Source organism: Curtobacterium sp. Leaf183, assembly GCF_001424385.1.
Taxonomy (GTDB): Bacteria; Actinomycetota; Actinomycetes; order Actinomycetales; family Microbacteriaceae; genus Curtobacterium.
In genome coordinates this window covers 390028-414955 of sequence record NZ_LMPO01000001.1, presented here as the reverse complement: position 1 = coordinate 414955, position 24928 = coordinate 390028, and the positions used below count along the sequence as shown (strand labels likewise).

Annotated in this window: 24 protein-coding genes; 9 read left to right on the top strand and 15 right to left on the bottom strand. The window is 71.4% G+C overall.

What is annotated here, in order from left to right; all coding sequences use genetic code 11:
* Positions 1-153 precede the first annotated feature (153 nt).
* The 4 genes from ASG04_RS01970 to ASG04_RS01955 are packed head-to-tail and all read left to right on the top strand — an operon-like array spanning position 154 to position 5409.
* Positions 154-1821: an ABC transporter substrate-binding protein gene (locus ASG04_RS01970; protein ID WP_056119434.1), complete on the top strand. Its 1668-nt coding sequence runs from the start codon at positions 154-156 to the stop codon at positions 1819-1821.
* Entirely contained in the window at positions 1818-3479 is a 1662-nt protein-coding gene (locus ASG04_RS01965; protein WP_056119431.1) for a dipeptide ABC transporter ATP-binding protein, read from the top strand. The genes ASG04_RS01970 and ASG04_RS01965 overlap by 4 nt, the downstream gene beginning before the upstream one ends.
* Complete coding sequence (locus tag ASG04_RS01960) at positions 3476-4414, top strand: ABC transporter permease (RefSeq protein WP_056119428.1); 939 nt, start codon at positions 3476-3478, stop codon at positions 4412-4414. Before ASG04_RS01965 ends, ASG04_RS01960 begins: the two co-directional genes overlap by 4 nt.
* Positions 4411-5409 (top strand): ABC transporter permease, encoded by a 999-nt coding sequence (locus tag ASG04_RS01955; RefSeq protein ID WP_056119425.1) that lies wholly within the window; start codon positions 4411-4413, stop codon positions 5407-5409. Before ASG04_RS01960 ends, ASG04_RS01955 begins: the two co-directional genes overlap by 4 nt.
* Before the next feature lie 115 nt (positions 5410-5524).
* Here the strand turns inward: ASG04_RS01955 and ASG04_RS01950 are convergent, their stop codons facing one another.
* The gene (locus ASG04_RS01950; RefSeq protein ID WP_056119421.1) at positions 5525-6844 is read right to left on the bottom strand and encodes a GNAT family N-acetyltransferase; all 1320 of its coding nucleotides are present in this window, start codon (positions 6842-6844) and stop codon (positions 5525-5527) included.
* 44 nt (positions 6845-6888) lie between these two features.
* Positions 6889-7560 (bottom strand): hypothetical protein, encoded by a 672-nt coding sequence (locus tag ASG04_RS01945; protein WP_056119417.1) that lies wholly within the window; start codon positions 7558-7560, stop codon positions 6889-6891.
* Positions 7561-7642: 82 nt separating this feature from the next.
* Here ASG04_RS01945 and ASG04_RS01940 point away from each other — a divergent pair, with 82 nt between their 5' ends.
* Complete coding sequence (locus ASG04_RS01940; RefSeq protein ID WP_056119414.1) at positions 7643-8047, top strand: VOC family protein; 405 nt, start codon at positions 7643-7645, stop codon at positions 8045-8047.
* On the opposite strand, the gene ASG04_RS01935 is transcribed toward ASG04_RS01940, so the two are convergent.
* The 7 genes from ASG04_RS01935 to ASG04_RS01905 form a co-directional block, all read right to left on the bottom strand.
* A complete protein-coding gene (locus ASG04_RS01935; RefSeq protein ID WP_056119411.1) occupies positions 8048-8659 on the bottom strand; it encodes a GrpB family protein in 612 nt (203 codons plus the stop codon). It abuts the gene before it with no gap.
* Between the two features lie 72 nt (positions 8660-8731).
* A complete protein-coding gene (locus ASG04_RS01930; protein WP_056120203.1) occupies positions 8732-10216 on the bottom strand; it encodes a cryptochrome/photolyase family protein in 1485 nt (494 codons plus the stop codon).
* Between the two features lie 190 nt (positions 10217-10406).
* Positions 10407-10934: a hypothetical protein gene (locus tag ASG04_RS01925; protein WP_156463478.1), complete on the bottom strand. Its 528-nt coding sequence runs from the start codon at positions 10932-10934 to the stop codon at positions 10407-10409.
* A gap of 11 nt (positions 10935-10945) precedes the next feature.
* On the bottom strand, positions 10946-11542 hold the full coding sequence (locus ASG04_RS01920; protein WP_162241680.1) for a signal peptidase I: 597 nt from the start codon (positions 11540-11542) through the stop codon (positions 10946-10948).
* Between the two features lie 11 nt (positions 11543-11553).
* Positions 11554-12444 carry a hypothetical protein gene (locus ASG04_RS01915; protein ID WP_056119401.1) on the bottom strand — a complete coding sequence of 297 codons (891 nt, stop codon included), beginning with the start codon at positions 12442-12444 and terminating at the stop codon, positions 11554-11556.
* Entirely contained in the window at positions 12441-13046 is a 606-nt protein-coding gene (locus ASG04_RS01910; RefSeq protein ID WP_056119397.1) for a TasA family protein, read from the bottom strand. Before ASG04_RS01910 ends, ASG04_RS01915 begins: the two co-directional genes overlap by 4 nt.
* 79 nt (positions 13047-13125) lie before the next feature.
* A complete protein-coding gene (locus tag ASG04_RS01905; protein WP_056119395.1) occupies positions 13126-13680 on the bottom strand; it encodes an alternate-type signal peptide domain-containing protein in 555 nt (184 codons plus the stop codon).
* A gap of 363 nt (positions 13681-14043) precedes the next feature.
* On the opposite strand from ASG04_RS01905, the gene pnuC reads away from it, so the two are divergent.
* From pnuC to ASG04_RS01890, 3 genes are read left to right on the top strand one after another with little or no spacing between them, the layout of a single operon-like run.
* Positions 14044-14709, top strand: a complete 666-nt coding sequence (pnuC, locus tag ASG04_RS01900; RefSeq protein WP_056119391.1) for a nicotinamide riboside transporter PnuC — start codon at positions 14044-14046, stop codon at positions 14707-14709.
* Positions 14710-14746: 37 nt separating this feature from the next.
* The gene (locus tag ASG04_RS01895) at positions 14747-15451 is read left to right on the top strand and encodes a hypothetical protein (protein ID WP_056119388.1); all 705 of its coding nucleotides are present in this window, start codon (positions 14747-14749) and stop codon (positions 15449-15451) included.
* Between the two features lie 60 nt (positions 15452-15511).
* Positions 15512-16159: a TetR family transcriptional regulator C-terminal domain-containing protein gene (locus ASG04_RS01890; RefSeq protein WP_056119385.1), complete on the top strand. Its 648-nt coding sequence runs from the start codon at positions 15512-15514 to the stop codon at positions 16157-16159.
* Positions 16160-16240: 81 nt separating this feature from the next.
* Here ASG04_RS01890 and ASG04_RS01885 read toward each other — a convergent pair whose 3' ends face one another.
* Genes ASG04_RS01885 through ASG04_RS01870 form a run of 4 tightly spaced genes read right to left on the bottom strand, consistent with a single transcriptional unit; the run spans position 16241 to position 21151 of the window.
* A complete protein-coding gene (locus tag ASG04_RS01885; protein WP_056119383.1) occupies positions 16241-17905 on the bottom strand; it encodes a glycoside hydrolase family 13 protein in 1665 nt (554 codons plus the stop codon).
* A 26-nt stretch (positions 17906-17931) separates the two neighbouring features.
* Positions 17932-18795 carry a carbohydrate ABC transporter permease gene (locus ASG04_RS01880; protein ID WP_156463502.1) on the bottom strand — a complete coding sequence of 288 codons (864 nt, stop codon included), beginning with the start codon at positions 18793-18795 and terminating at the stop codon, positions 17932-17934.
* 44 nt (positions 18796-18839) lie between these two features.
* A complete protein-coding gene (locus tag ASG04_RS01875) occupies positions 18840-19826 on the bottom strand; it encodes a carbohydrate ABC transporter permease (protein WP_082517729.1) in 987 nt (328 codons plus the stop codon).
* A gap of 29 nt (positions 19827-19855) precedes the next feature.
* On the bottom strand, positions 19856-21151 hold the full coding sequence (locus ASG04_RS01870) for an ABC transporter substrate-binding protein (RefSeq protein ID WP_235515397.1): 1296 nt from the start codon (positions 21149-21151) through the stop codon (positions 19856-19858).
* A gap of 133 nt (positions 21152-21284) precedes the next feature.
* Between ASG04_RS01870 and ASG04_RS01865 the strand changes: the two genes are divergently transcribed.
* Positions 21285-22559 carry an ROK family protein gene (locus ASG04_RS01865; RefSeq protein ID WP_082517728.1) on the top strand — a complete coding sequence of 425 codons (1275 nt, stop codon included), beginning with the start codon at positions 21285-21287 and terminating at the stop codon, positions 22557-22559.
* On the opposite strand, the gene ASG04_RS01860 is transcribed toward ASG04_RS01865, so the two are convergent.
* Positions 22556-23773, bottom strand: a complete 1218-nt coding sequence (locus tag ASG04_RS01860; RefSeq protein WP_056119375.1) for an ABC transporter permease — start codon at positions 23771-23773, stop codon at positions 22556-22558. The two genes, ASG04_RS01865 and ASG04_RS01860, sit on opposite strands and share 4 nt — an antisense overlap.
* The gene (locus ASG04_RS01855) at positions 23770-24714 is read right to left on the bottom strand and encodes an ABC transporter ATP-binding protein (protein ID WP_056119372.1); all 945 of its coding nucleotides are present in this window, start codon (positions 24712-24714) and stop codon (positions 23770-23772) included. Before ASG04_RS01855 ends, ASG04_RS01860 begins: the two co-directional genes overlap by 4 nt.
* Between the last annotated feature and the right edge of the window lie 214 nt (positions 24715-24928).

The following is a 24928-nucleotide window of genomic DNA, read 5'->3' as shown; positions in this document are numbered from 1 at the left end:
GGAATGGCGGCGATGACGCACGGCTTGGATTGTTTCGTCGTGCGTCATCCCGTGCATGCCGCCCCGAGTGCGCGGTGCCAGGATGGACGCCGCCGCGGCGGTCACATCGCCGCCGGTACCGCAGCAACCACCCCCACGAGGAGCAGCCCCGTCATGAGACGCCCGAAGCGCCTGACCATCACCGCGGCAGTCGCCGCAGCCGCAGCCCTGGTCCTGACCGGCTGCTCGGGCGGCGGTGCCTCGGACGACGCCTCGGCCGGCACCAGCAAGGGCGGCACGCTCGACATCCTCACGCCCCAGACCGCGCTGCACTTCGACCCGGCCACCAGCCAGAGCCTCGGCATCACGTCGATGGGCCTGGTCGCTCGACGCCTGACCACGTGGAGCGTCGAGCCGGGCAAGACCGCCAAGGTCGTGCCGGACCTGGCGACCAACACCGGCGACTCGAGCGACGGCGGCAAGACCTGGACCTACCACCTGAAGCAGGGGCTGAAGTTCCAGGACGGCTCGGCGATCACCACCAAGGACATCAAGTGGGGCATCGAGCGCTCGTTCGCGCCGACCCTGACCGGTGGTCTGAGCTACCACAAGTCGCTGCTCGTCGGCGGCGACACGTACACGGGGCCGTTCGAGGGCAAGACCCTCGACAGCATCGAGACCCCGAACGACTCCACGATCGTCTTCAAGCTCAACGCGCCCTACGGTGACTGGCCGTGGCTCGCCTCGATGCCGGCGTTCACGCCGGTCCCGGAGGGCGAGGGCACCGACACCGGCGCGTACGACGCCAAGCCGGTCGCGAGCGGCCCGTACCAGATCGAGTCCAACACCCAGGGTTCGCAGGTCACGCTCGTCCGCAACAAGGAGTGGAGCGCGAAGACCGACTCCGTCCGCACCGCCGGCCCGTCGAAGATCGTGTTCAAGGAGGGCCAGGACGCCTCCACCATCACGCAGAGCCTGATCGCCGACAACGGCGACGCCAAGAACTCCTTCGGTGCGATCTACCTCGGTGCCGCCGAGCTCAACCAGGTGCGCTTGAACCCCGCCGCGCAGGACCGTCTGGCCACCTCCAAGGCCGGTCCGATCACCTACATGGCGATCAACACGCAGCGTGGCCAGCTGAAGGACCTCAAGGTCCGCCAGGCACTGCAGTACGCGGTCGACCGCAAGTCCTTCCGCATCGCGGCGGGCGGCGCGCTCGCCGGGTCGTACGCGTCGACGCTCATCACGCCGGGGATCGCCGGGCGCCAGAGCTACGACCTGTACGAGCCGGGTGCGTCCGGTGACGTCGCCAAGGCCAAGCAGCTGCTCAAGGAGGCCGGGGCGACCGACCTCAAGCTCACGCTGGTCACCCAGAACGACCCGACCTACCTGGCGCAGGCCCAGGCGCTGCAGTCCGGGCTCAAGCGCGCCGGCATCACGGTGACGCTCAAGCCGCTCGACTACGACTCCTTCACCCAGGCCACGACGAACGGCACCGACTTCGACCTGTCGCTCTCGAGCTGGCAGCCCGACTTCCCGAGCGCGAACGCGAACCTGCAGCCGCTCTACGCCTCGTCGCAGATCGGCGGCGGCGGGTACAACATCTCGAAGTACAGCAACCCCGACGTCGACGCGCTCATCGCGAAGGCGACCAGCACGGTCGACCAGAGTGACGCGCAGAAGCTCTGGGCGCAGGCGGACAAGAAGATCATGGAGGACGCCCCCGTCGTCCCGCTGATCTACGCCAAGCAGTCGTTCCTGGCCGGCTCGAACGTCGAGAACTTCCGGATCGCGGACTTCCCGGCGTACCCGAACTACCTCACGGTGTCGCTCGCCAAGTGACCGATCCGATCCTGCAGGTCGAGGGGCTCCACGTCGCGTTCGGCGACGCGGAGCCCGTCGTCCGTGACGTCTCCTTCTCGCTGACGCCCGGACGGGTGCTCGCCCTGGTCGGTGAGTCCGGGTCGGGCAAGTCCGTCAGCGCCATGAGCGTGCTCGGGCTCCTGCCGCCACAGGCGCGCGTGTCGGGCAGCGTCCGGTTCCGTGGTGACGAGCTCGTCGGCGCACCGACCGAGCAGCTGCGTGCCGTTCGCGGCGCTGGCATTGGCGTCGTGTTCCAAGAGCCGATGAACTCGTTCACGCCCGTGCTGTCCATCGGGACGCAGATCGCCGAGGCGGTGCGAGCACACCCCCGAGGCCTCGACCGCGCGGGGGTCTCCGCCCGGATCGACGAGCTGCTGCGCTCGGCCGGCCTGTCCGACCCGGACCGCATCCGCCGCGCGTTCCCGCACGAGCTCTCCGGCGGACAGCTGCAGCGCGCGATGATCGCGATGGCGCTCGCCGGTGACCCCGTCGCACTGATCGCCGACGAGCCGACCACCGCGCTCGACGTCACGGTGCAGGCCGGGATCCTCGACCTGTTGCGGGACCTCTGTCGCGAGCGGGACCTGGCCGTGCTGCTCATCACCCACGACATGGGTGTGGTGGCCGACGTCGCCGACGAGGTCCTGGTGATGCGCCGCGGCGAGCCCGTCGAGCACGGCGCGGTGGACGCGCTGTTCCGTGCGCCGCAGGCCGCGTACACGCGCGCCCTGCTGGCAGCCGTGCCCGGACTGGAGGACGGGGTCGACCCCGCCCCGTCGGCGCAGTCCGCAGCGGGCGCGGCGGACGCGAGTCGGGCCTCCCGTCCGGTCGTCGCCCAGGTGCGCGACGTGAGCGTCCGGTACGACCGGCGCGGTGCGCCGACCGTCTTGGGCATCGACTTCACGCTGCACGCGGGGCAGACCCTCGGCCTGGTGGGGGAGTCCGGCTCCGGCAAGTCGACCATCGGGCGAGCGCTCGCCGGTCTGGTGCCGGTCGTCGCCGGATCGGTCGAGGTCGACGGCAGCGATCTCCGGACGGCGCGTGGACGTCGACTGCGCGAGGTCCGCAGCCGCGTCGGGATCGTGTTCCAGGACCCCGCGTCGTCCCTGAACCCGCGCCAGACCATCGGCTGGAGCATCGCCGAACCGCTGCTCGTGCACGGGGTGTCCGCGTCGGAGCGGGCCACGCGCGTGCACGACCTGCTCGTCGCGGTGCAGCTCGACCCGACCTGGGCCGAACGCTTCCCCCATGAGCTCTCCGGCGGCCAGCGGCAGCGCGTCGCCGTCGCTCGTGCCCTGGCGCTCCGACCCGCCCTGGTGATCGCCGACGAGCCGACCTCGGCCCTCGACGTCACCGTGCAGGCGGCGGTGCTCGATCTGCTGTCCACCCTGCAGGCCGAGTTCGGCTTCGGCATGCTGCTGATCAGCCACGACCTGGCCGTCGTCCGGCAGCTCGCAGACCACGTCATCGTGCTGCGGGACGGGCGCGTCGTCGAACGCGGCGCGACCCGGACCGTGCTCGATGACCCGCAGGAGGACTACACCCGCATGCTGCTCGCCGCCGCCCCCGTGGCCGACCCGGTACGACAGGCGACGCGACGCGAGGCGTGGCGCCGACTCGTGGAGGTGGCATCGTGACGGCGAACGTCGTCGACCGCCCGGTCGCGACCTCGGGCGCTCGCTCGACCGGCCTCCGCGCCGTCGTCCGGCGGGTCCGGAGCGACCGGTGGGCCGTGGCCTCGGCCGTCGTCATCGTCGTCTTCCTGCTCGTCGCCGTGCTCGCGCCGGTGATCGCCGGGATCAGCGGGCAGGACCCGTACGGGTACAACATCAACGCGCTCAACTCGTTCGGCGCCCCGCGCGGGTCGCTCGGCGGTGTGAGCGGCACCCACTGGTTCGGCGTCGAGCCGCTGACCGGACGCGACCTCTTCGCGATCGTCACCTACGGCGCGCGGACCTCGCTCGGGATCGGGCTGGCTGCCACGGCGATGTCGATCGTGATCGGCGTGCTGGTCGGTGTCACGACGGGGTTCTTCGGGGGCTGGTACGACCGCGTGCTGTCGCGCGTGGTGGACGTCATGTTCGGCTTCCCGTCGCTGGTCTTCATGATCGCGCTGACGGCGATCGTGCCGACGTCGTTCCCCAAGCCGCTGCTCGTCGTCCTGGTCATCGGGTTCTTCGGCTGGCCGGCGGTCGCCCGCGTGGTGCGTGGGCAGACGCTGTCGCTGCGGACCCGCAACTACGTCGTGGCCTCGACCGCACTCGGCGCCGGGCGCTGGCACGTCATCCGCACGCAGCTGCTGCCGAACCTCGCCGCGACGATCACCGTCTACGCGACGATCTCGATCCCGTCGATGATCGGCGCCGAGGCCGCGCTGTCGTTCCTGGCCGTCGGCGTCACCCCGCCGACGCCGTCGTGGGGCCGCAGCATCGGTGACGCGATCGGGTGGGTGCAGACCGACCCGATGTACCTGGTGTTCCCCGGTGCCGCGCTGTTCCTGATCACCCTGGCGTTCAACGTGCTCGGCGATGCCCTGCGTGACGCCCTCGACCCACGGCGAGGCACCCGATGAGCGCCCTGCGCTTCCTGCTCTTCCGCGTGCTCGGCGCCGTGGTCGTCCTGCTCGTCGTCGCCGCGGTGACCTACGCGCTCTTCATGCTGCTGCCGACCAACCCCGCCCGTGCGATCTGCGACAAGCCGTGCACGCCGGAGCGTCTGGCACAGGTGCAGGCGTTCCTCGGGACGGACAAGCCCTGGATCGCGCAGTTCGGCGCCTACCTGGGCGGGATCGTCACCGGGCGGACCTTCGGCAGCGGCGCCTCCGCCATCCACTGCGCCGCGCCGTGCTTCGGGTACTCGTTCCAGCTGCACGACAGCGTCACGTCGCTCATCCTGACCCGCCTGCCCGTCACCGCGTCGATCGCGGTCGGTGCCGCCGTGCTGTGGCTCGTGGCCGGTGTCGCCGGGGGAGCCGCCTCGGCCCTGCGCCGTGGGTCCGTGCTCGACCGCACCGTGATGGGCATCGCCGTCGCGGGGGTGTCCTCGCCCGCGTACCTGATCGGGCTGCTGTCCATCCTGCTGTTCGGGTTCGTGCTCGGGATCCTGCCGACCAGCGGGTACGTGCCGTTCGGCGAGGACCCCGTCGGGTGGCTGACCCACCTGGTGCTGCCGTGGTGCGTGCTCGCGTTCATCAGCGCAGCCATCTACGCCCGGCTGACCCGCGGCGAGATGCTCGAGGCGATGTCGCAGGACTTCGTCCGGACCGCCCGTGCGAAGGGCATCCGCGAGCGCCAGGTCGTCGTGCGGCACGGACTGCGGACCGCGATCCTGCCCGTGGTGACGCTGTTCGGGCTCGACCTCGGGTCGCTGCTCGGCGGAGCCGTCATCACCGAGAAGGTGTTCTCGATGCAGGGCCTCGGCGCGCTGCTCATCGACGCGGTGCACACGCTCGACCTGCAGGTCGTCGTCGGCTTCACGCTGTTCTCGGCGTTCCTGGTCGTCACCGCGAACGTGATCGTCGACGTGGTCTACGCGGTCGTCGACCCCCGGGTGCGCCGGCGGGCATAGGCCCGGCCGCGCGTGGTGCGAGCTTGATCGGCCGGTGCGAGGTTGTTTCCCCGCACCCGCCGATCAACCTCGCACCAGCCGCGGACCACGCAGGGTGCGACGGACCGGCCGCGCGTCAGAAGTACGTGATGCCGTGCGGGGTCCGCACGGGCAGCAGCATCGCACGCAGCAGCACGGGCACCGCCGGGTCCGTCGCCCGCAGCAGCCCGGCTGCGGCGAGCGTCACCGGGGACACCGAGCCGAGCAGCAGTGCGCCGAGATCGGCCACGTCGAGTTGCACGTCCGACGGGGCATCGGCGGAGTCGGACTCTCGTGTGACCGTGCCCACGCCGGAGACCACGTCGAGCCGGAACGTCCCGGTGGCGTGTCCGAGTGCGTCCGACACCGACAGCACGAGCGTGCCGTCGACCGCGAACGGCCGCGAGGACAGCGACGCCGCGACGTCGAGCACCCGGAGCCAGACGTGGTCCTCCTCGTGGTCGACGTCGTACGCACGGTTGTCGCCGAGCGCCGCGACGATCGGGTCGTCGAGCCGCGAGCGGTTGTACCGCACCACGTCGTTCAGGTCGATCGAGAGCAGGAACTCCCAGAGCGACAGGTACGCCTGGTCGGTGGCGTAGACCAGGTCGAGGACCTCGATCGCGGTCTCGTCGCCGGACTCCTTGACGCGCCAGGTGACGTACCCGTCGACCTCGTCGGCCGCCGACGCCCGGTGCACCGCAGCGCGGACGCCCTTCGCCTTCTCGCCGTCGGAGCCGTACTCGCCGAACACGACCGGCCACGTGCCCGCGTTCCGGACCATCGACCCGGGGGTCCGCTCGTGGAAGCGTGTGAACACGCCCTTGCCGACGCCCTCGGCGAGCCAGGTGGTCGGGACGACCGAGACGACACCCGACGTCGGCGCGACGAACGGCAGCGCACGGTTGCGGCGCACGCGCACCGCGCGCTCGCGGATGGCGCAGCCGAAGCCGAAGCGCCGGTAGATCGTGCCCTCGGACGCGGTGAGGGACGCCATCGCGTAGCCCTCCTGCACACCGCGGTCGAGCGCGTGCGTCATCATCGCGCGCAGGATGCCCCGGCGGCGTTCGGTCGGGCGGACGGTGACCGCCGAGATCGCCTGGGTGTCGACAGTCGCCCCGTCGCCCCAGCTGAGCTCCTTGCGGAACCAGGTGAAGGTGCCGGCCGGCCAGGTCGTGTCCACCGACCCGGGCACCGGGTCCGTGACGTAGACGCCGAGGAAGGTCTCCTGGTCGGCGATGAAGTTCGCCGCCATCCGGGACGCGAGCTCGGGTGAGGCCGAGGCCTCGTGGAACCCCATGCCCACGGCCTCCATCCAGTCGGCGGTCTGCGCGTCCGGCGCGCCGTCGGCGTCGGTGCTGGGCGTGAACTCGCGGAGGTCGAAGCGGGTGGTGAATTCGTCGTTGATCGATGCCACGCTGCGACCCTATCGGTGCCGCGTGACCGTCCGGCAGCACGGTGTCAGAGGCCGAGCACCACGAGCCAGGCGACGACCGACATCCCGACGGTCCGGAGCACCGATGCCGCGCCGTGCCGACCACGCCACGTCGCCACGAACTCGGCGATGGCAGCCACGAGCGCCGTCAGGGTGACGACGACCGCGATGCCCGGCAACGGGTGCCCGACGACCCCCGCGCCGACCTGGTGGAACGCCACGATGCCCCACGGCACGATCCCGACCGCCGACCCGAGGCCCAGGGGGACGCGCGACCCCGCGCTCGGCGTCGTCTGCGGTGCGGAGCGGTCCTGCACGACCGCGAACAGCACTCCCGCGGACGCCAGCGCGTAGATGCCGACCAGGGCACCGACGTCGCGCACGCCGTTCAGCTGCGCGATCACGAACAGGGTGATCGGTGTGGTCAGCAGCGGGTCCAGGACCCACGCCCGGCGCGCGGGGAGCGCCCGGGCCACCGCCACGAGGGCGAGCACCACGACCATCGCGACGTCGAGGTCCACGCGCGACAGCACGGCGGGCGCGCGCCCGTCGAGCGCCACCGTCACCGCCCTCGTGGTGCGGTCGCCGAGGAGGGCAACGACGAGCAGGACGACGGTCTCGATCCCCACGAGCACCGCGACGAGCACTGGGACCCGGACCCCGACCGGGACACTGACGTCCCCGCGACCGTTGCCCATGTCGGCCAGCCTGCCACGTGGCCCCCGCGCGCACGCTCGAGGACGCCTTGACCGGTCCGCCCCGCGGGAGGACCATCACCGCATGAGCCTCTTCATCAGCTGCCCGGTGGACAGCGTCGAGCGCGCCACCGCCTTCTACGACGCCCTGGGCTGGACCCGCAACGCCGACATGTCGAACGACCAGGTGTCCTGCTTCGCCGTCCGCCCCGACCAGTACGTGATGCTCGCCAGCCGCGAGATGTACGCGAGCGTCGGCGGTGTCGAGGAACTCGTGTGCGGTCCCGACACGCCCTCCAAGGTCACCGTCTCGTTCGACCTCGACAGTCAGCAGGCGGTCGACGACCTCGTCGAGCGGGCCCGTGCTGCCGGTGGGCGGATCGGGGACACCGACGACTACCCGTTCATGTACCAGCGCCAGTTCGACGACCCGGACGGGTACCACTGGTCGCCGTTCTGGATGAAGTCGGGCAGCGCTGCCGACGCCTGATCAGTCCCGCGGCTGCGGGTCGTGCGGATGCGCCGGATCCGCCAGGAAGACCCGCTCGTACACGTCGTACACGACCGCGGCCTTCGCGTCGTTGTAGCGCAGGGACCCCGTGCCCGCGGCAGCGGCGCGCTTGGCGGCCGCGTAGGCGCGCCGGTCCGCGGGATGCGTCCGCAGCCAGTCGACGAACACCCGGTGCCGCTGCGGCTCGACGGCCCCGGGCGCGAAGACGTGCAGGTTCGCGTTCGGCTCGGCGAGGCTGAGCTGTCGGTGCGGCGACCCGCCCAGCCCGTCGCGGAAGAGCAGCCGGAAGCCCACGGCCTCGAGCGCGGGCAACCAGGAGTCCTCGTCGGCGACGTCCGGCACGAGCAGGTCGACGTCGATCACCGGTTTCGCGAGCAGGTCCGGCACGGCCGTCGACCCGACGTGGCCGATCCGGACGCCGGGTCCGAGCGCGGTCTCGACGGCGGCGCGCACCACCAGGAACGCGTCGGCCCAGCGCGGGTCGTGCTGCTGCAGCGGACCCGGCTCGGTCTGGCGGAACGCCACGCGCTGCGCCTGCCGGGCAGCGTTGCTGCCGGCGGCGAACGGACGCCAGAGCGGATGCCGGACCACAGCACGAAGCCTGCCACACGACGGACGGGAGGGGCGGTGCCAGCCCGCCCCGCGCCTCCCGTCAGGCGGTGTTCAGGGCGTGCGGCGCCGGGCCTCCTGGCTGACCACCTGCTCGCGGTCCGCCATCCCGCGCAGCTGCCGCAGCGGCTGCGTCATCCGCGGGTTGCCACGCAGGTCCGGCTCCGCGCGGTCGAGGAAGGCCCAGTACCCGGCGGTGAAGGGGCAGGCGTCCTCGCCGAGCCGCTTGGTCGGGTCGAACCGGCAGCTGCCGCAGTGGTCGGTCATCCGGTCGATGTAGCGGCCCCCGGCGGCGTAGGGCTTCGTCGCGACCCGCCCGCCGTCGGCGTGCTGGGACATCCCGATGACGTTGGCCGGCATCACCCAGTCGGTGCCGTCCACGAAGACGTCGGTGAACCACTCCGTCAGCTGGACGGGGTCGTAACCGCGCTGCAGCGCCCAGTTGCCCAGGACCATGAGCCGCTGGATGTGGTGCGCCCAGCCGTGGTCGGCGACCCCGTCGATCGCGGTGGACAGGCAGACGGCCTCGACCTCGGACGCGTCGAGCTCCCGCCACCAGCGGGGCAGCCGGTGCGGCGGCTCGTTGCCGAGCGGTGCGGCGGACGCCCCGTACTCCTCGCCGAACCACCAGTAGAGGTGCCAGACGTAGTCCCGCCAGCCGGCGACCTGCCGCACGAACCCCTCGACGCTGCCGAGCGGGGCGGAGCCGTCCTCGTACGCCGACACCGCCGCCGTGATCGCGGTGCGGGGGTCGAGCACGCCGAGGTTCATCGGCACGCTCAGCAGCGAGTGCGCCATCGTCCAGTCGTTGGTCAGCACGGCGTCCTCGTACGGGCCGAAGTCGCCGAGCCGCACCTCGATGAAGTCCGCCAGCGCGGCCTCGGCCTCGGCTGCCGTGACGGCGAAGCGCCGACGGTCGTCGCGGCCGACGAACTGCACGAGGCCGTCCCGCTCCCACCGGTCCAGGTCGTGCCGGACCTCGTCGTCGACGTCGTCCTCGGTCGGCCACCACGGATCGGGCAGCCCGAGCGACATCGCGCCCTTCGGCGGTGGCTGCCGGTTGTCGGCGTCGTGGCTGAACCGTCCGCCGACCGGGGCGTCGCGGTCCATCAGCCAGCCCTCGCGTCGCCGCACCTGCTCGTAGAACGTCTCCATCAGGAACCGGTCGCCGCGGCCGGTCGCCCACGCGCCGAACTCGTCCTCGCTGGTCACGAAGCCGCGGCTCGGCAGCACGCGCGTGTCGTGACCCCAGTGCCGGACCTGCCCACGCAGCAGCCGTGACGGCGGATCGACCACCTCGAGGTCCGTGCGACCGACCAGCGCGTCCCGCAGCCGGTCGACCCGGACGTGCTCCGCGCGGTCGCCGAGCTCGCGCACACGGTGCCGCAGGGCGCTGAGCCACAGGTGCGCCTTCGCCCGGTGGACCGGACGGGCGGTGAAGAACTCGCGCGCCTCGACCACGAGCGCCGGGCCGCCGTCGTCGAACTGCGGGCCGTACTGCCCCGGGAGGACCAGGCGGGTACGGGGAGCGTCGGTCACCACCCGGACGGTACGCGAGCGCCCGTGGCGGTGACCGGCCGGTGGCCGTCACGCGCGCTCGGCGCGGCGCGGTCGGACGGGAGGGCCTGGTTGCCGCCGCGCGGCTCGCCCGGTGCACCTGGCGCGGTCGGACGGGAGGCCCTGGTCACCGCCGCTCGCGGCTCGCCCCGCGCACACGCCGGCCCGGTCCTCAGTCCGTCGCGCCCGCCGGTGGGTCGACGAGCAGCCCGACGCGGTCGGCCAGGTAGTCCTCCAGCGGGACCGCCGTCGCCGCCGTGGGGGACCAGCGCACCATCGGCACGTCCCCGCCGACGAACAGCACGCCGTCGCCATCGACCAGCGAGTCGTCCAGGTCGATGGAGGTCGCCCCGTGGTTGACGGTGTCGCCCGCGTCGAAGCGCCCGCGCACCGCTGCGGCGCGGTAGGCGCGGCGGGTCTCCATGGACACCGACTGGAACTGCGCGCGTCCGGGGTCGGTCACGCGGGTGATCGTGCCCGTCGCCCAGACGCGTCCGCCGGTCTGGAGCGAGGACCCGATCAGCAGGGCCCCGACCCGCCAGACCCGGCCGAGGGAGCGCATCGTGGCCTCGCGGCGGATGCCGAGCACGGGCTTCGGCACGACGTACTCGCCGAGGGCCTCGTCGGGGACGTCCGCCGCGCGCAGCCGCCGGGCCGCGGCGTCGAGCAGCGCCCGCGCCTGCACCACACCGTCCGTCACGTCCACCGAGCCTAGACGCGGTGCTCCGGCAGTCGTGCAGGTGCTCGTCGACGTCCGTGGAGACGACCGGCCCGACGGCGCCGGACGGCGGACACGGCGCCGATCGTCACCATGACCGCGCCGTACGCGATGAGGACACCGGCGACCAGGGGGACGAGCCACCCGCGCGACCCGTTGACCACCTGGTTCACGGACCCGAGCACGGGGACGCTGTACCAGACGACGCCACGCACCTGGACGCCGCGGACCGGTGCGTCCGGCTCGGCGTTGGCGTCGCCCTTGACGACGAACGTGTGTTCCCCGTCCGAGGACGACGCGACGGACACCACGCGGTGGCTGATGACCTCCGGGTGCCCGGACCTGATCTGGTAGGTCAGGACGTCGCCGACGCGGACGTCGTCGAGCGGGGTGGGCCGGACGACGAGCAGGGTCCCCGGCGGCAGGGCCGGCTCCATCGACTGCGTGAGGACGGTGAGCGGGGTCGATCCGGTGACCTTCGGCACGACGACGAGCACGACGGCCAGGCCGGCGACGACCAGGAGCATCCCGGTGCTGAGTCCGAGTGCGATCGCGTGCACGAGGGACCGCCACCCGGTTCGTCGGGTCACCGCGTGCGCCGTCATGCGCCGCACCGGAGCGCGGGCCCGTCGTTCTGGGTGAACAGGGTCACGGGACCGCTGCCGGCGACCGTCGAGGTCGGGTTGCCGTCGCCGTCGAGCACCTTCACGACCACGGTCTGCGTGCCGGTCGTCGCGACGGGGGCCAGGTCGTTCGGCGCGAGGGTGATGAACCCGGAGTACTGCTGTGCCCGCGAACCGACCATCGTGTCCCGCACGTACGCGGCGTACCAGGTGTCGGCCGCGCGGGACGAGTCCGGCCACCGGACGTCGACGTAGTTGCCGCTGTGGTCGGTGCAGGTCAGCGCCGGCGTCGCGGTCGTGGCGGCCGCGGTGTTGAGGTAGAAGCCGCCCTGCACGACCGCGGACCGCCAGCTGCCCCACGTGGTCGTCAGGCTGATGACGACGTTCGAGGTGCTCGACGCCGGTGCCGAGGCCTGCGGGGTGCTCCGCGTGCACCACACGGCACTCGCGCCCGCGGCCAGGGTCGACGTCATGCTCGGCAGCGACGCCCAGGTCCCCGTGACCGATCCGGAGCCCACGGCGGCGCCGTCGGTGCACGCGGCGGTCGAGCCGACGGGCCAGGCGACGACGTCGACGGCCCCGGCCAGGGCGGCGGGCTTGTCCGACTGGGGAGCGACGGACGTGGACGTGGTGCCGGCCAGGTTGCCGGTGTTCGTCAGGGTGACCGGCTTCGTCATCGACCGCACGGAGTCCGAGAAGGTCACCGTCATCTGGTCGGTCCCGCTGATCGTCGCGGCGAGCTTGCCGATCGTGGTGCTCGACGTCGCTCCGGCGCTCGTGGTCCAGAGCGCCCAGGCGGCACTCGAACCGCCCACGACGAGGACCGCGGTGAGCAGCAGGGTGACGAGCACGCGGACACGGCGGTTCACGGTGCCACCTGCGTGCCGGTCACCGTGAGGGTGAAGTCCGTGACGGCTCCCGAGACCGTCTGCGGGGCGTCCTGGGCCAGCGTGATCTCGACGCAGGCGACCCCGCTCGCGCCGACCGGCAGCGTGTAGTAGCCGCTGCCGGTGTCGAACGAGGCGAGCGGACCGCTCGCGCCCCCGAGGCCGGCGCGGCAGGCTGACGCGGAGCCGACACTGGCGAGCTTCAGTGTCTGCGCGCCGAGCACCACGGCGTCTGTGGCACTGGCGTACGACACCTTGGTCGCGGTCGTCATCACCCGCATCGAGAGCGGGACGGTGCCCGTGTTCCGCACCGTGAACGAGCCGACCGTGCTCGAACCGGGTCCCAGCGTGGGGGACCGCATGGCGGAGAGCGGCCCGACGGAGACCGTCGCGGTGCCCGACTTGACCGTCGCGCCGTTCGTGCTGGCCGACGCGTTCCACAGTGCGTACGTGCCGCCCGTGCCGAGCAGCGACAGCAGCACACCGAGCACCAGGATGCCGGCCGCGGGCCAGAGCACGCGGGGCCGCACCGGACGTCGGACGCGCGGCGCGCGGTGACGTCCGGAGATCGTCGTGCGGGTCATCCTCGTCACCCCCCGGTGAACTGGTCGGACGGACGGGTACCGGCGCGGTCGGCGGATCAGGGACCGACCGCGCCGGGGATCAGGAGCCGATCGCGATCTGCGTCAGCGTGAAGGCGAGCGCACCGACGTTCACGGAGCCGTTCTGCCCGGTCGTGGCCGACGAGGGCAGCTCGATGGTGAAGAGGACCTTGACGGCCGAGGTGCCGGCCGCGGGGGACACGACGAAGGTGTTGGCGTTCGCGGTCGACTGGACGACCGAGGCGCTCGTCGAGGTCACGGACAGGGTCTTCGTCGTCGCTGCGAGCAGTGCTGAGTCCCCGGTGATGCTCTGGTTGGCGTAGGTCAGGTTCGCCTTGAGGTCCTGCCCGGTCGCCCCGATGTTCAGGGTCTGCGTGAACTGGTACTTGTTGCCCGGGACCATCAGGACGTTGGCCGGGTTGATCGTGGTCGAGCGGCCGTTGGTGATGTCGGTCCAGACGCCGTCGTTCGCGGCGCTCAGCGTCAGGGTGCCGGAGCTGACCGTGGTGGCGGCGGTCGAGGCGTTCGCGTTCCAGAGGGCGAACGTGCCCGCCCCACCCAGGAGCAGCGCGATGCCGGCGGCGCCGGCGATGGTGCCGGTGACGATCTTGTGCATGGTGTTCCGTTCCGCGCACAGGGGTGCGCTTCGAGCCAGCGGCACGGTGATTCGGGTCGGGTGCCGGTGGGACGGTGTCTGTCGACCCCGCAGGAGCAGGGGTCGCGGCTGACCGGTGCCGAGGGTGACCGCCGGGCTCCGAGGCTCAGAGGCGGCTCGGGCGGGCTGGATCGCTCCTGTCATCGACGCTACCGGTCCCCCAAAGTGCTGACAACGGGGATGATGCTTTTGCATGGACCCAAAACGGGGGTGATTTCGGTCCCCAGCAGTGCGGACCGGGTTTGTACCCCGATCTTGCGGTGGCGCGCCAGGAATGCGGGGTGGGGGTGCGTGGTTGGATGCACCGGAACGAGGAGGCACCAGATGGGCATCGTGCGCTGGTTGTTCGACGCGCAGATCGTCATCGGTGACCAGGCCGTGCTGTGGCGCGAGGTGATCGGCAACGTCTTCGGGCTGCTCAGCGCGCTCGGCGGCATGCGTCGCAAGGTGTGGGCGTGGCCCGTCGGCATCGTCGGCAACGTGCTGCTCTTCACGGTGTTCATGGGGGCGCTCTTCGACACCCCGAACCCGGTCAACCTGCTCGGCCAGGCGGGCCGTCAGGTGGTGTTCGTCATCGTCAGCGTCTACGGCTGGTACCGGTGGACGCACCGGCCCGCTGCGGCGACGACCGTGATCGACCCGCACTGGGCCTCCTGGCGGACCCGGGGACTGCTCGTCCTGACCCTGGTCGGCGGGACCGCGCTGCTCACCCCGGTGTTCCGTGCGCTCGGGTCCTACGAGCCGGTGTGGAGCGACGCGTGGATCTTCGTCGGGTCCCTGCTCGCGACGTACGGCATGGCGAAGGGCTGGGTCGAGTTCTGGCTGGTCTGGGTCGCTGTCGACCTGGTCGGGGTGCCGCTGCTGTTCTCGGCCGGCTACTACGCCTCGGGGCTCATGTACGTCTTCTACGGCGTGTTCACGCTCACCGGGTTCTTCGTCTGGATGCAGCAGCGCACCAAGCCGTCGTCCGCGCCGGTCACCGTCGGCTGAACGGACGCACGTGCCTGCTCCGGAGCAGAGTGGACGCATGAGTGACGGCCCGTTCGCGATCGGCTGGCGCGTGTACCGCGCACGTCGGCGCGAGTTCCTCGACCCGGCACGGCTCCGCCGTCGGACGGTCGTGTGCGCGACGGTCGCGACGGTCACCGGCGCGGTGGTCATCGTGTCGCAGCTGCTGTGGGGGTGGTCCGGTGTGTCCGGACCCGCCGGGGTGGTCGCAGCGGTCGCGTTCGCCGCGGCGCTGGGGTGTCTCACCGCGGCGTTCATCCGGACGAGCCGGAAGCTCCAGGCGCAGCCGTTCTCGCCACGACCCGGCGGCTGGCGTCGTGACGAGCGCATCGGAGCGCAGTTCGCCGCCCGGCCGCCGGCCCTCGTGCCCGAGGACCGTGACGCGGTGCTCGAGCAGGCGGAGCGGGTCGTCGAACCAGCGATCGCGACGATCGACCGGACGCGGTGGATCCCGGCGGGGTGGTTCGCCGCCTGGATCGGTGCGCTCGCCGGCGGGTTCGCCTCCGACGGCCTCGTCCCGCTCCTGCTGCCCCTCGTGTTCGGCGTGCTGCAGAGCGCGACGACGGTGGCGACGACGACCTGGCTCGGTCGCGCCGAGCTCACGCGGGCCCGGGTCGCCGCGACGCCACGGGTCGAGCCAGCCCCGCCGCTGCCGCAGCGGAACGTCGAGCCCCGCGGGTCGAAGGTCGCCCTGCCTGACGAAGGGCGTCCGACCGCCCAGTGAGCGGTCACGACCCCCGGTCTGGGTCAGGACAAGCGCGCCCCGATGCGGTGCAATGTCCTGGTGGAGACCCTCACTGACGGAACGATCGTCGAAGAACAGACGATCGCGGAGCGCCTGACCCGGGCCGCGATCCGCGCCTACCGCATGTACCCGTTCACGGACGTCGACGCCGCCGTCGTCGCCGAGGTGGCCGGCGTGCCGGTCGACGTGGTGACGCGGGCGTTCCCCTCGTGGGACGCCCTGCTGCTCGTGACGTACGACTACTGGACGCAGCTGCGTGGATCGACCCGACGGCGGAAGCCCTCGTGTGCGGTCGACCACGTGCGGATGACCCTCGCCGAGGACATCGCCGACCCGGGCCTGGTGCGGGTCCTCGCCGGCGTCATCAACATCGCGGGTGCCGACACGAGCTTCGCCGAGCTGTTCCGGAAGCGCTACGAGGACTACGTCACCCAGCTCGCCGTCGCCCTGCGCCGTGACTTCGACGCCGGCGTCGAGGCGTCCGTCGTGCCGGCCGAGCGCGCCGCCACCCAGCTCCTGGCCCTGTACGAGGGCTTCCAGATCCAGCTCCTGGTCCGACCCGGACTCGACGTGCTCACGGAGTGGGACGAGGCCGTCCGTGGCCTGCGTGCGGGGTGGCGCACGCCGCGTCCGATCCCGGCGTGGGACATCGACTCCGTGCCGACGTCGCCGATCCTGCCCGTCTGAGCTCACCCGGCCACGCCGGGACGGACAGGAGGCCCGGTGCCTGCCAGCACCGGGCCTTCCGTCCGTCACCTGGTCGCGTCCCTACGCGCGCAACCAGACCGTCCCCACGCCCGTCAGGGCGCCGTCTGCCACCGGCGCCGAGGCGAGCAGGAGTTCCCCCGCAGGCAGGTCGTAGGGCTCGTCGCTGAACACCGTCACGCTCGTCCACCCGTTCGGACGGCGGAACGCCAGGACGTCGTCGCGACCGGTCTCCAGCCACTCGAGGTGCTCCTCGGACTGCAGCTGCCCACGCAGGCCGAGGGCCCTGCGGTACAGGTTCAGCGTGGATCCCGGGTCGGTGTCCTCGGCCTCGACGCTGGACGCACCGAACCACGCCGGCTGCGGCAGGTGCGAGCCGCCCTCGCCGAAGCCGAAGCTCTGACCGTCGCGCGTCCACGGCAGCGGGACGCGGCAGCCGTCACGGCCGACGTCGACGCCCGGGTTCCGGAAGAACGCCGGGTCCTGTCGGTCGGCGTCCGGGATGTCCCCGACCTCCTGCAGCCCGAGCTCCTCACCCTGGTACAGGTACGCCGAGCCGGGGAGCGCGAGCTCGAGGAGCGTCGCCGCGCGGGCACGCCGGAGCCCGAGCTCCTGGTCGAGCGCGTCCTGCGATCCGCCCGCGAGCAGCCAGGCGCCGCCCTGCTTCTCGTGCGCCCCGCCTCGGGGCGGCAGCGCGTAGCGGGTGGCGTGCCGGACGACGTCGTGGTTCGAGAACACCCACGTCGTCGACGAGCCGGACTGCTCGGCGAGGCCGAGGTTGAACTCGATGATGCTGCGGAACGAGCCGGCGTCGAAGTCGGCCTCGAGCAGGTCGAAGTTGAACGCCTGGCCGAGCCCGTCGGCGCTGGCGTAGCGGGCACGGCGGTCGGCGGCGACCCAGGCCTCGGCGACCGCGGTGCGTGCGGGGGTGTACTCGTTGAACACCGTCCGCCACTCGGCGTAGATCTCGTGCACGTCGTCGCGGTCCCACAGCGGGTGCGAGCCGTCCTTCGGCATGGCCGAGAGCTCGGCCCAGGTCGGCAGCACCTCGCCCAGGTCCTTCGACAGCCCGTGCGCGACGTCGATGCGGAAGCCGTCGACCCCGCGGTCCGACCAGAAGCGCAGGGTGTGCAGGAAGTCGTCGCGGACCTCGCGGTTCGCCCAGTTCAGGTCGGGCTGCTCCTTCGCGAAGGAGTGCAGGTACCACTGCCCGTCGCCCGCCGCCGTCCAGGCGGGACCGCCGAAGATCGAGATCCAGTCGGCGGGCGCCTCGGAGCCGTCGGGGCCGCTGCCGTCCCGGAAGACGTAGCGGTCGCGCGCGGGGGAGCCGGCGGGGCTCGCGAGGGCCTCACGGAACCAGGCGTGCCGGTCACTCGTGTGGTTCGGCACGACGTCGACGATCACCCGGATGCCGGCGCCGTGCAGGGCCGCGACCATCGCGTCGAAGTCGTCGAGCGTGCCGAGCTTGGGGTCCACGTCGCGGTAGTCGTCCACGTCGTAGCCGCCGTCCGCGAGGGCGGACGGGTAGAACGGGCTGAGCCAGACGGCCTCGATCCCGAGGGACGCCAGGTACGGCACGCGGTCGGTGACGCCGCGCAGGTCGCCGATGCCGTCGCCGTTCGCGTCCGCGAACGACCGCGGGTAGATCTGGTAGACGCTCGCCTGACGCCACCAGGTCTCGTCAGTGGCGGTCGTCGCAGGGGTGGGGGCCGGCAGGGTGTCGGTCATGGGGTTCCTCTCGTCGGTCCGGCTCGTCACTTGATGGCGCCCTGCGTCACACCGGACATCACCCAACGCTGGGTGAGCACGTACACGATGATCGACGGGGCCATCGCCATGAGGTACGAGGCGAACGACACGTTGTAGTTGTTGCTGAACTGGCTCTGGAAGATCTGCTGGAGCACCGGCAGGGTCTGCAGTGCGGGGTCTGCGGTGATGAGCGCGGGCATCATGTAGTCGTTCCACGACGCCAGGAAGGCGAAGATCCCGACCGTGGCGCTCATCGGTGCCAGCAGCGGGAACAGCAGCCGCCAGAACACCTGGCCGACGCTCGCGCCGTCGATCCGGGCACTCTCCTCGAGCTCACCCGGGATCGACCGCAGGAACGCGGTGAAGAGCAGCACGCTGAAGGACAGCTGGAACATGACGTGCAGGATCGCGACGCCGATCGGGTTGTCGAGACCGACCATGCCCGTGAGCTTCACCTGCGACAGGGCGAGCACCGGGAACGGCAGGAACATCGCCGCCAGCAGGTAGAAGAACGACCAGCGGAACAGCCGGTGCTGCCAGTTGTGCGAGATCGCGTAGGCGGCGAACGAGGCGAGCAGGATCGTGCCCGTCACCGAGATCGCGGCGACCAGGACCGAGACGCCGAACGCCCGCGGGAAGTCGGTCAGCTTCCACGCCTGCACGAAGCCGTCGACGCTGAAGGGCGCCGGCAGCGAGAACGCGTTGCCGTCGAGCGCCTGGCTCGTCGTCTTGAACGCCATCACCACGGTGACGTAGAGCGGGACCAGCACGGTGAGCGTGCAGATCGACAGGATGATCGTCAGCGGCCAGTTCCAGCCGCCGTTCTTCGACCTGCGACCTCGGGCGGTGTCCGCGTCGACGGACCGCATGCTGCCGGTCTGGGTGGTGCCGGGCTGCAGTGGGGCTTGGAGCGTCATGAGAAGAGGGCCTTCCCGCGGCTGAGCCGCAGCTGGACGAGCGCGAGGACGACGGTGATGACGAAGAAGATCGTCGCGTTCGCCATCTGGTAGGAGTAGTCGCCGCTGTTGAAGCCGTTGAAGATCGACATCGCGACGCTCGTCGTGGAGGTCCCCGGTCCGCCGGCCGTCAGGCCGACGATGATGTCGTACGCGTTCAGGAAGTTCTTGAACCCGAGGATGAGGTTGATCACGATGTAGCCGGCGGTGAGCGGCATCGTGATCGAGATCAGCTGGCGCCACGAGGACGCGCCGTCGATCGCAGCCGCCTCGTACACCTCGCCGGGGATGGCGAGCACGCCCGCGATGTAGATGAGGAGCGTGCCGGGGATCGCCTGCCACGTCGTGACGATGACGATCGCGACCCAGGCCAGGTCCGGGTTGGCGAGGATGCTCGTCTCGAGCGGGGCGAACCCGAGCGACGACGCGAGTGCCGGCACGCTGTTCGAGAACAGGAACGAGAACACGTACGCGATGACGATGCCCGAGATGACCATGGGCAGCACGAACACGGCGCGGAGGGTGACCTTCGCCCGGATGCGGCTGGTCAGGGCGATCGCGAGCAGCAGCGCGAGGGCGTTCACCACGAGCACCGTGACGAGCGAGAAGCCCATCGTGAACAGGTACGCGTGCAGGATGGCCGGGTCCGAGAAGATCGCCAGGTAGTTCGTCAGCCCGGTGAAGCCGAACTCACCGAACCCGACGGAGTCCGTGAAGCTCAGGACGATGCCCATCACGGCCGGCACGGTGATCGCCAGCGTGAAGACGACGAGGGTGGGGAGCAGGAAGGCCAGGAACACCGGCTGGATGCGGTGCGAGTGGGGCCGACGAGCGCGAGTGGCTGGTGCGCTCGCCGTGGGGAGGCCGTCCGGAGCGGTGTCCGGGCTGCCGGGGCGGGGTTCGTTCCGGCGGTTCCCGCCGGATGACGTCGTGGCGATGGCCATGGTGATCGTCTCCTCGGTCCGGGACCGGGTCAGGCCTTCCGGCGCGCGACGCGCGCCCAGTCGGCATCGAGTGTGCGGAGCTGCGGAGCGGGGGCGCCACCGAGCGCGATGGTCTGCGCGTAGTTGGCGACGGGGATCTCGGCGGGGACGAGCTGCGACACCCCGAGGTAGAAGGCGGCGTCGTCGTAGTACTGCTGCATGCCCTTGAGGGTCGGGTTGGCGACCGGCGGGGAGTCCTTGCGGGTGCCGAACCCGTTGTTGTCGGCGTTGTACTGGTCGGCGATCTCCGGGGACATCAGGAACCGCAGGAACTCGCGGGCTGCATCCTGCTTCTTCGACGCCTTGGGGATCCAGAGCGCCAGGTCGACGTTCACGCGCACCTTGAGGTCGCCCGGGTCGTCGGTCACGGGCAGCGGGAAGGTGCCCAGGTCCATGTCCTTCGTCGTCTTCGCGATCTCGATGAGCGCCCAGGGGCCCTGCAGGTACATCGCCGACTCGCCCTTCGCGAAGGCGAGGTTGCCGTCCCCGTAGGCGCGGCTGGCCGCGTTCGGGTTCATCCACTTCGCCAGCTGCTCCATGCGGCCCATGGGCGGTTCGAAGTCCTTCGAGAACGACACCGGCGACGAGGGGGTCAGGCTCGTGCCCTCCTTGTCGAGCGCGTCGAAGGTCTTCTCGACGTCGAGCATGCCGCCGATCGAATAGTCGAACATGCCCTGCGCGATGGTCCAGGTGTCCTTGTACGTGCCGTAGAACGGCGTGATGTCCGCGGCCTGGAGCTTCTCGCAGACCGCGGTCAGTTCGGTCCACGTCGTGGGGACCTCGATGCCCTGGTCCGCGAAGATCTTCTTGTTGTAGATGACCGAGGCGGCGGTGACCGAGTACGGCAGCGCGTTGCGCTCACCCGGGTACGACGCCGTCTGCTCCATGAGGGGCCAGAGGTCGGGGTTGATCGCCTTGGCCTCGTCCATGTCGGACAGGTCGGTCAACGCGCCGTGCTCGACGAACGACACCATCGCGTAGTTGTAGTTCAGGCACCCGAGGTCCGGGGGAGCGCTCCGGACGAAGTCCGCCGGCAGCGACGACGTCGAGTCGCGGATGACCCGGACCTTCGACTGGCTCTTGTGGAACTTCGCGATGACGTCGTCGAAGTAGCCGATGACCTCGGGCTTCGACACGTAGAAGGTGATCGTCTCGGTGCCGCCCGAGGATGAGGACATCGGGGCGCATCCGGCGAGCGCGAAGCCGCTGGCGATGCCACCGGCCCCGAGCAGGAAGGAGCGTCGACTGAACCCGGAGGGCTTGGGTGTCGTGGCGTGATGGTGCACGTCGTCTCCGTTCGACCTGGCCCGGCGTCCTTGCCGTCCTGGTCCCGCGTCCGGCTCCGATGCCGCCCGCACGACTAAATGTAGCGAGAAAATCTAATAGCGCAAGGAACCCGTGCAGCGATATCCTCGCGGCATGCCCGAGCGCCGCGTGACCGTTCGTGGTTCGAGCACCGAGACGGTGCTCGACCACGCCTTCGCCGCGCGCGCCTTCACGGCGACCGATGCCATGCACGCCACCGGGCTCACCCGCTCGACGGTCCTGGCCGCGTGCGACGAACTCGTCCGTCTCGGGTGGATCCGCGAGCTCCGCGATGCCCGAGCGGTGGGCCAGTACCGAATCGGTCGTCCCGCCAAGCGCTACGGGCTCGACGAGCGCGCCGGCGTGGTCGTCGGCGTCGACGCCGGACAGCATCGTGTGACCGCGTTCGTCACGGACCTGCGCGGACGCGTCCTGGCCCGTGCCGAAGGTGCTCCCGGCCAGGCCGACCTCGATCTCACGGTGCGGCGCGCCACCGTGTCGGACACCATCGCGCGGGCCCTGTCATCGGCGGGCGTCGCCCACGAACGCGTCCTCGTCACGACGATCGGCGTCCCGGCTCCGGTCGCGGCAGACGGGTCCTCGCTCCCCGGGGACGGCGGCTACTGGGCCGCGATGAACCCGGGCTTCGACGGCGTGACCGGCCACGGACGCGTGGTCGTCGAGAACGACGCCAACCTCGCCGCGGTCGCCGAACGGGACCTGCGGGGAGACGCCTCGTTCGCCGCGCTGCTGGCGGGTGAGCGCTTCGGCACCGGCCTGGTCGTCGACGGTCGGCTGCTGCGCGGCTCGCACGGCGGCGCCGGCGAGATGCGCGTGCTCAGCATGGTCGAGGGGGTCGGTTCCGCGGACGGGCTCGGCCGCGAAGCCGCCGCACTCGTGCGTGCCGCCGGACGGGAGGGCCGGATCGCGCCCGGCACGCCGCTCGCCGCCGCCGTGCGCGCCGGCCACACCGACGCTGCGGCCGTGTTCGCCGCCGCCCGCGATGCAGACCCGGTCGCGCTCGACATCGTCGAGCGTCTGGGCGACCGGCTGGCGCGGGTGTGCGTGGTGCTCGCGAGCCTGCTCGACATCGACCGCGTGGTCGTCGCGGGAGCGATCGCCGAGCCCGCGGTGGCGGTGATCGAGCACGCGCGGACACTGCTGCACGGGTGGAGCCTCGACCCCCTGCCCGAGATCGTGGCGTCCACCCTCGGCGCGGACGTCGTCGTGCACGGTGCGATCGCGCTGGCGCTCGACGTCGTGCAGGACCACCCGCTGTCGCTGCAGCTGCCCACGGAAGGCACACCGGCCGGACCCGTGACCGCGGACGCCGTCCGGACGGCTGACGCCGCGACGGACGACGCCGTGGTGGCACCCGCCCCGGTCTAGGAGCGCTTCCTGCGCCAGGACAGCACCTGGCGCACGGTGACCTTCGAGCCGTACTGCGCGACGGAGTGGCGGAACAGGTACTGCGCGAACCAGAGCAGCACGAGGGCCACGACGAAGACCTCGACGATGCAGACGACCGACTCGACCGGCGACAGCGCGCCGACCGCGTTCCGGACCATCGCCGTGATCGGGGTGAACGTCGGGAAGTACGTGAAGAACGCGGCGACCGGTGTCGACGGGCTCGTCATCACGAAGAACGCGGCGTACACCGGGATGATCAGCGCGAAGATCGCCGCCGACTGCAGCGTCGAGGCGTCCTTGATCGTGGGGACCGCGGCGCCGACGGCGACGAACAGCGCCGATGCCAGCAGCACGCCGCCGATCAACAGCAGCGCCCCGACCACCATCCGCCACGGGTCGACCACCACGTGCCCGAGCCGGCCAGCGAGGAGCGGGACCACCACCACGAGCGAGAGCAGCCCGGGCACCAGGAACACGCCGATCTGCACGAGCCCCACGAGCAGCATCGCGATCACCTTGCCCCGGATGAGGTCACCCGCGGTCACCGTGGTCAGGATCATCTCGGAGATCCGGTTCTCCTTCTCCTCGACGACGACGGTCACCATGCGGGCGGCGAGCAGGAGCACGAGGCCGAAGAACGCGGCGACGTAGACCAGGGGCGGGATGACCGACAGCCAACCGGGGGCCACCCTGCCGTCGGCGTACGCGGTCACGTCCGCGGTGGGTGGCGACCGCAGGATGCTCACTGACTCGGGGTCGTCGACGTCGGCCGCGACGCTCTGCTCGAGCACCCGTTCCGCCAGCGAGGAGTACGCGCCGTTGCCGAACAGCCCGCGGTCCTTCGCGGTGACCTCGATCGTGCTGCTCGACGGGGTCCTCGGGTACACGATCAGCGCGTCGAGCCGCCCGGCGACCACGTCTGCCCGGTCGCCGGACTCGTCCGTCGACGGCGTCCCGCCCCACCGTGCCGCGACCGAGGGCGACACCAGGCCGGAGCGGTCGACGTAGTGGAACGGGGTCTTCGTCGCCGACGAGCTCGACAGCACCGAGTCCGACCCGGCGCTCTGCCCGACCCCGACCAGCAGGGAGACGACGACGATGACGAGCGGCAGCGCGAGCGTGCCGATCCAGAACGCCGGCTTCTTGACCGCGCGCACGAACTCGAAGCGGACGACGGTGCCCAGGCGGCTCATCGTGCGGCTCCGGTGGTGGTGCTCGCTGCCTCGTCCGCACCGGCGTCGTGGCCGTACACCTGCACGAAGATCTCGTCGAGCGGGATCCGGCGCATCTCGAAGCCCGTGACGTGCACACCGGCCGTGACGAGCGACGCGAGGATGTCGGACCCGTCGGCCTCGGCCGTGGTCGACGGCACCAGGTAGGCGACGTGGCCCTCGTGCCGGGCGAGCTTGTACAGCGGTGACCGCGGGACGGCGCCGTCGAGCGCGACCTTCGCGACCGCGCCGCCGAACCGGTCCTGCACGTCCGGGATCGTGCCGTACGCGGCGGCGGTCCCGTCCTTGAGCAGCAGGATCCGGTCGCACAGCCGTTCGACCTCGTCCATGTGGTGAGTGACGAGGACGACCGTCGCCCCGTCGGCCTTGCGCTCGTCGACCAGGTCGAGCAGGAGTCGACGGTTGACCGGGTCGAGGCCCTTGGTCGGCTCGTCGAGGATGAGCAGGCGTGGCCGGTCCATGATCGTGATCCCGAGCTGCACCTTCTGCTGCTGTCCGCCGGAGAGCTTGTCGACGCGGAGCTTTGCCTTGTCGCCCAGACCGACGCGGGCCAGGTAGTCCATCGACCAGCTCGTGGCCTGCGGCCGGGGCATCCCGCGCAGCGCCGCGAAGTAGGTCATGACGTCGATCACCGATTCCTTGCGGTAGAGCCCGCGCTCCTCGGGCAGGTACCCGATGCCGCCGGTCGCCGGACGGTAGGGGCGACCGTCGATGGTCAGGGTGCCCGCCGTGGGGACGGTGATGCCGAGCAGTGCGCGGATGGTCGTCGTCTTGCCCGAGCCGTTGCTGCCGAGCAGCCCGAAGGTCTCACCGGGGGCCACCTCGAAGGACAGACCGTCGACCACCGCGCGGTCGCCGAACCGCATCACGAAGTCCTGCACGCTGATGCTCGCCCCGGCCATGGAGCCCCCCTCTCATCGCGCCGACCTGACTGGTCGCGCCAACCCGACTGGTCGCGCCGACCCTACTGGTTGTCGGGGCGTGCACGCTGGGGGTCGCCGAGGCGCTGCCGCATCGCGCACGACGGGGCGTCGCCGTCGGGGCGGGGCCGGGCCGGGCCGGGCAGCACGAAATCGTTTCTGGCGCTGACGAATCCGGTTCGGAGATCTCGGGTCC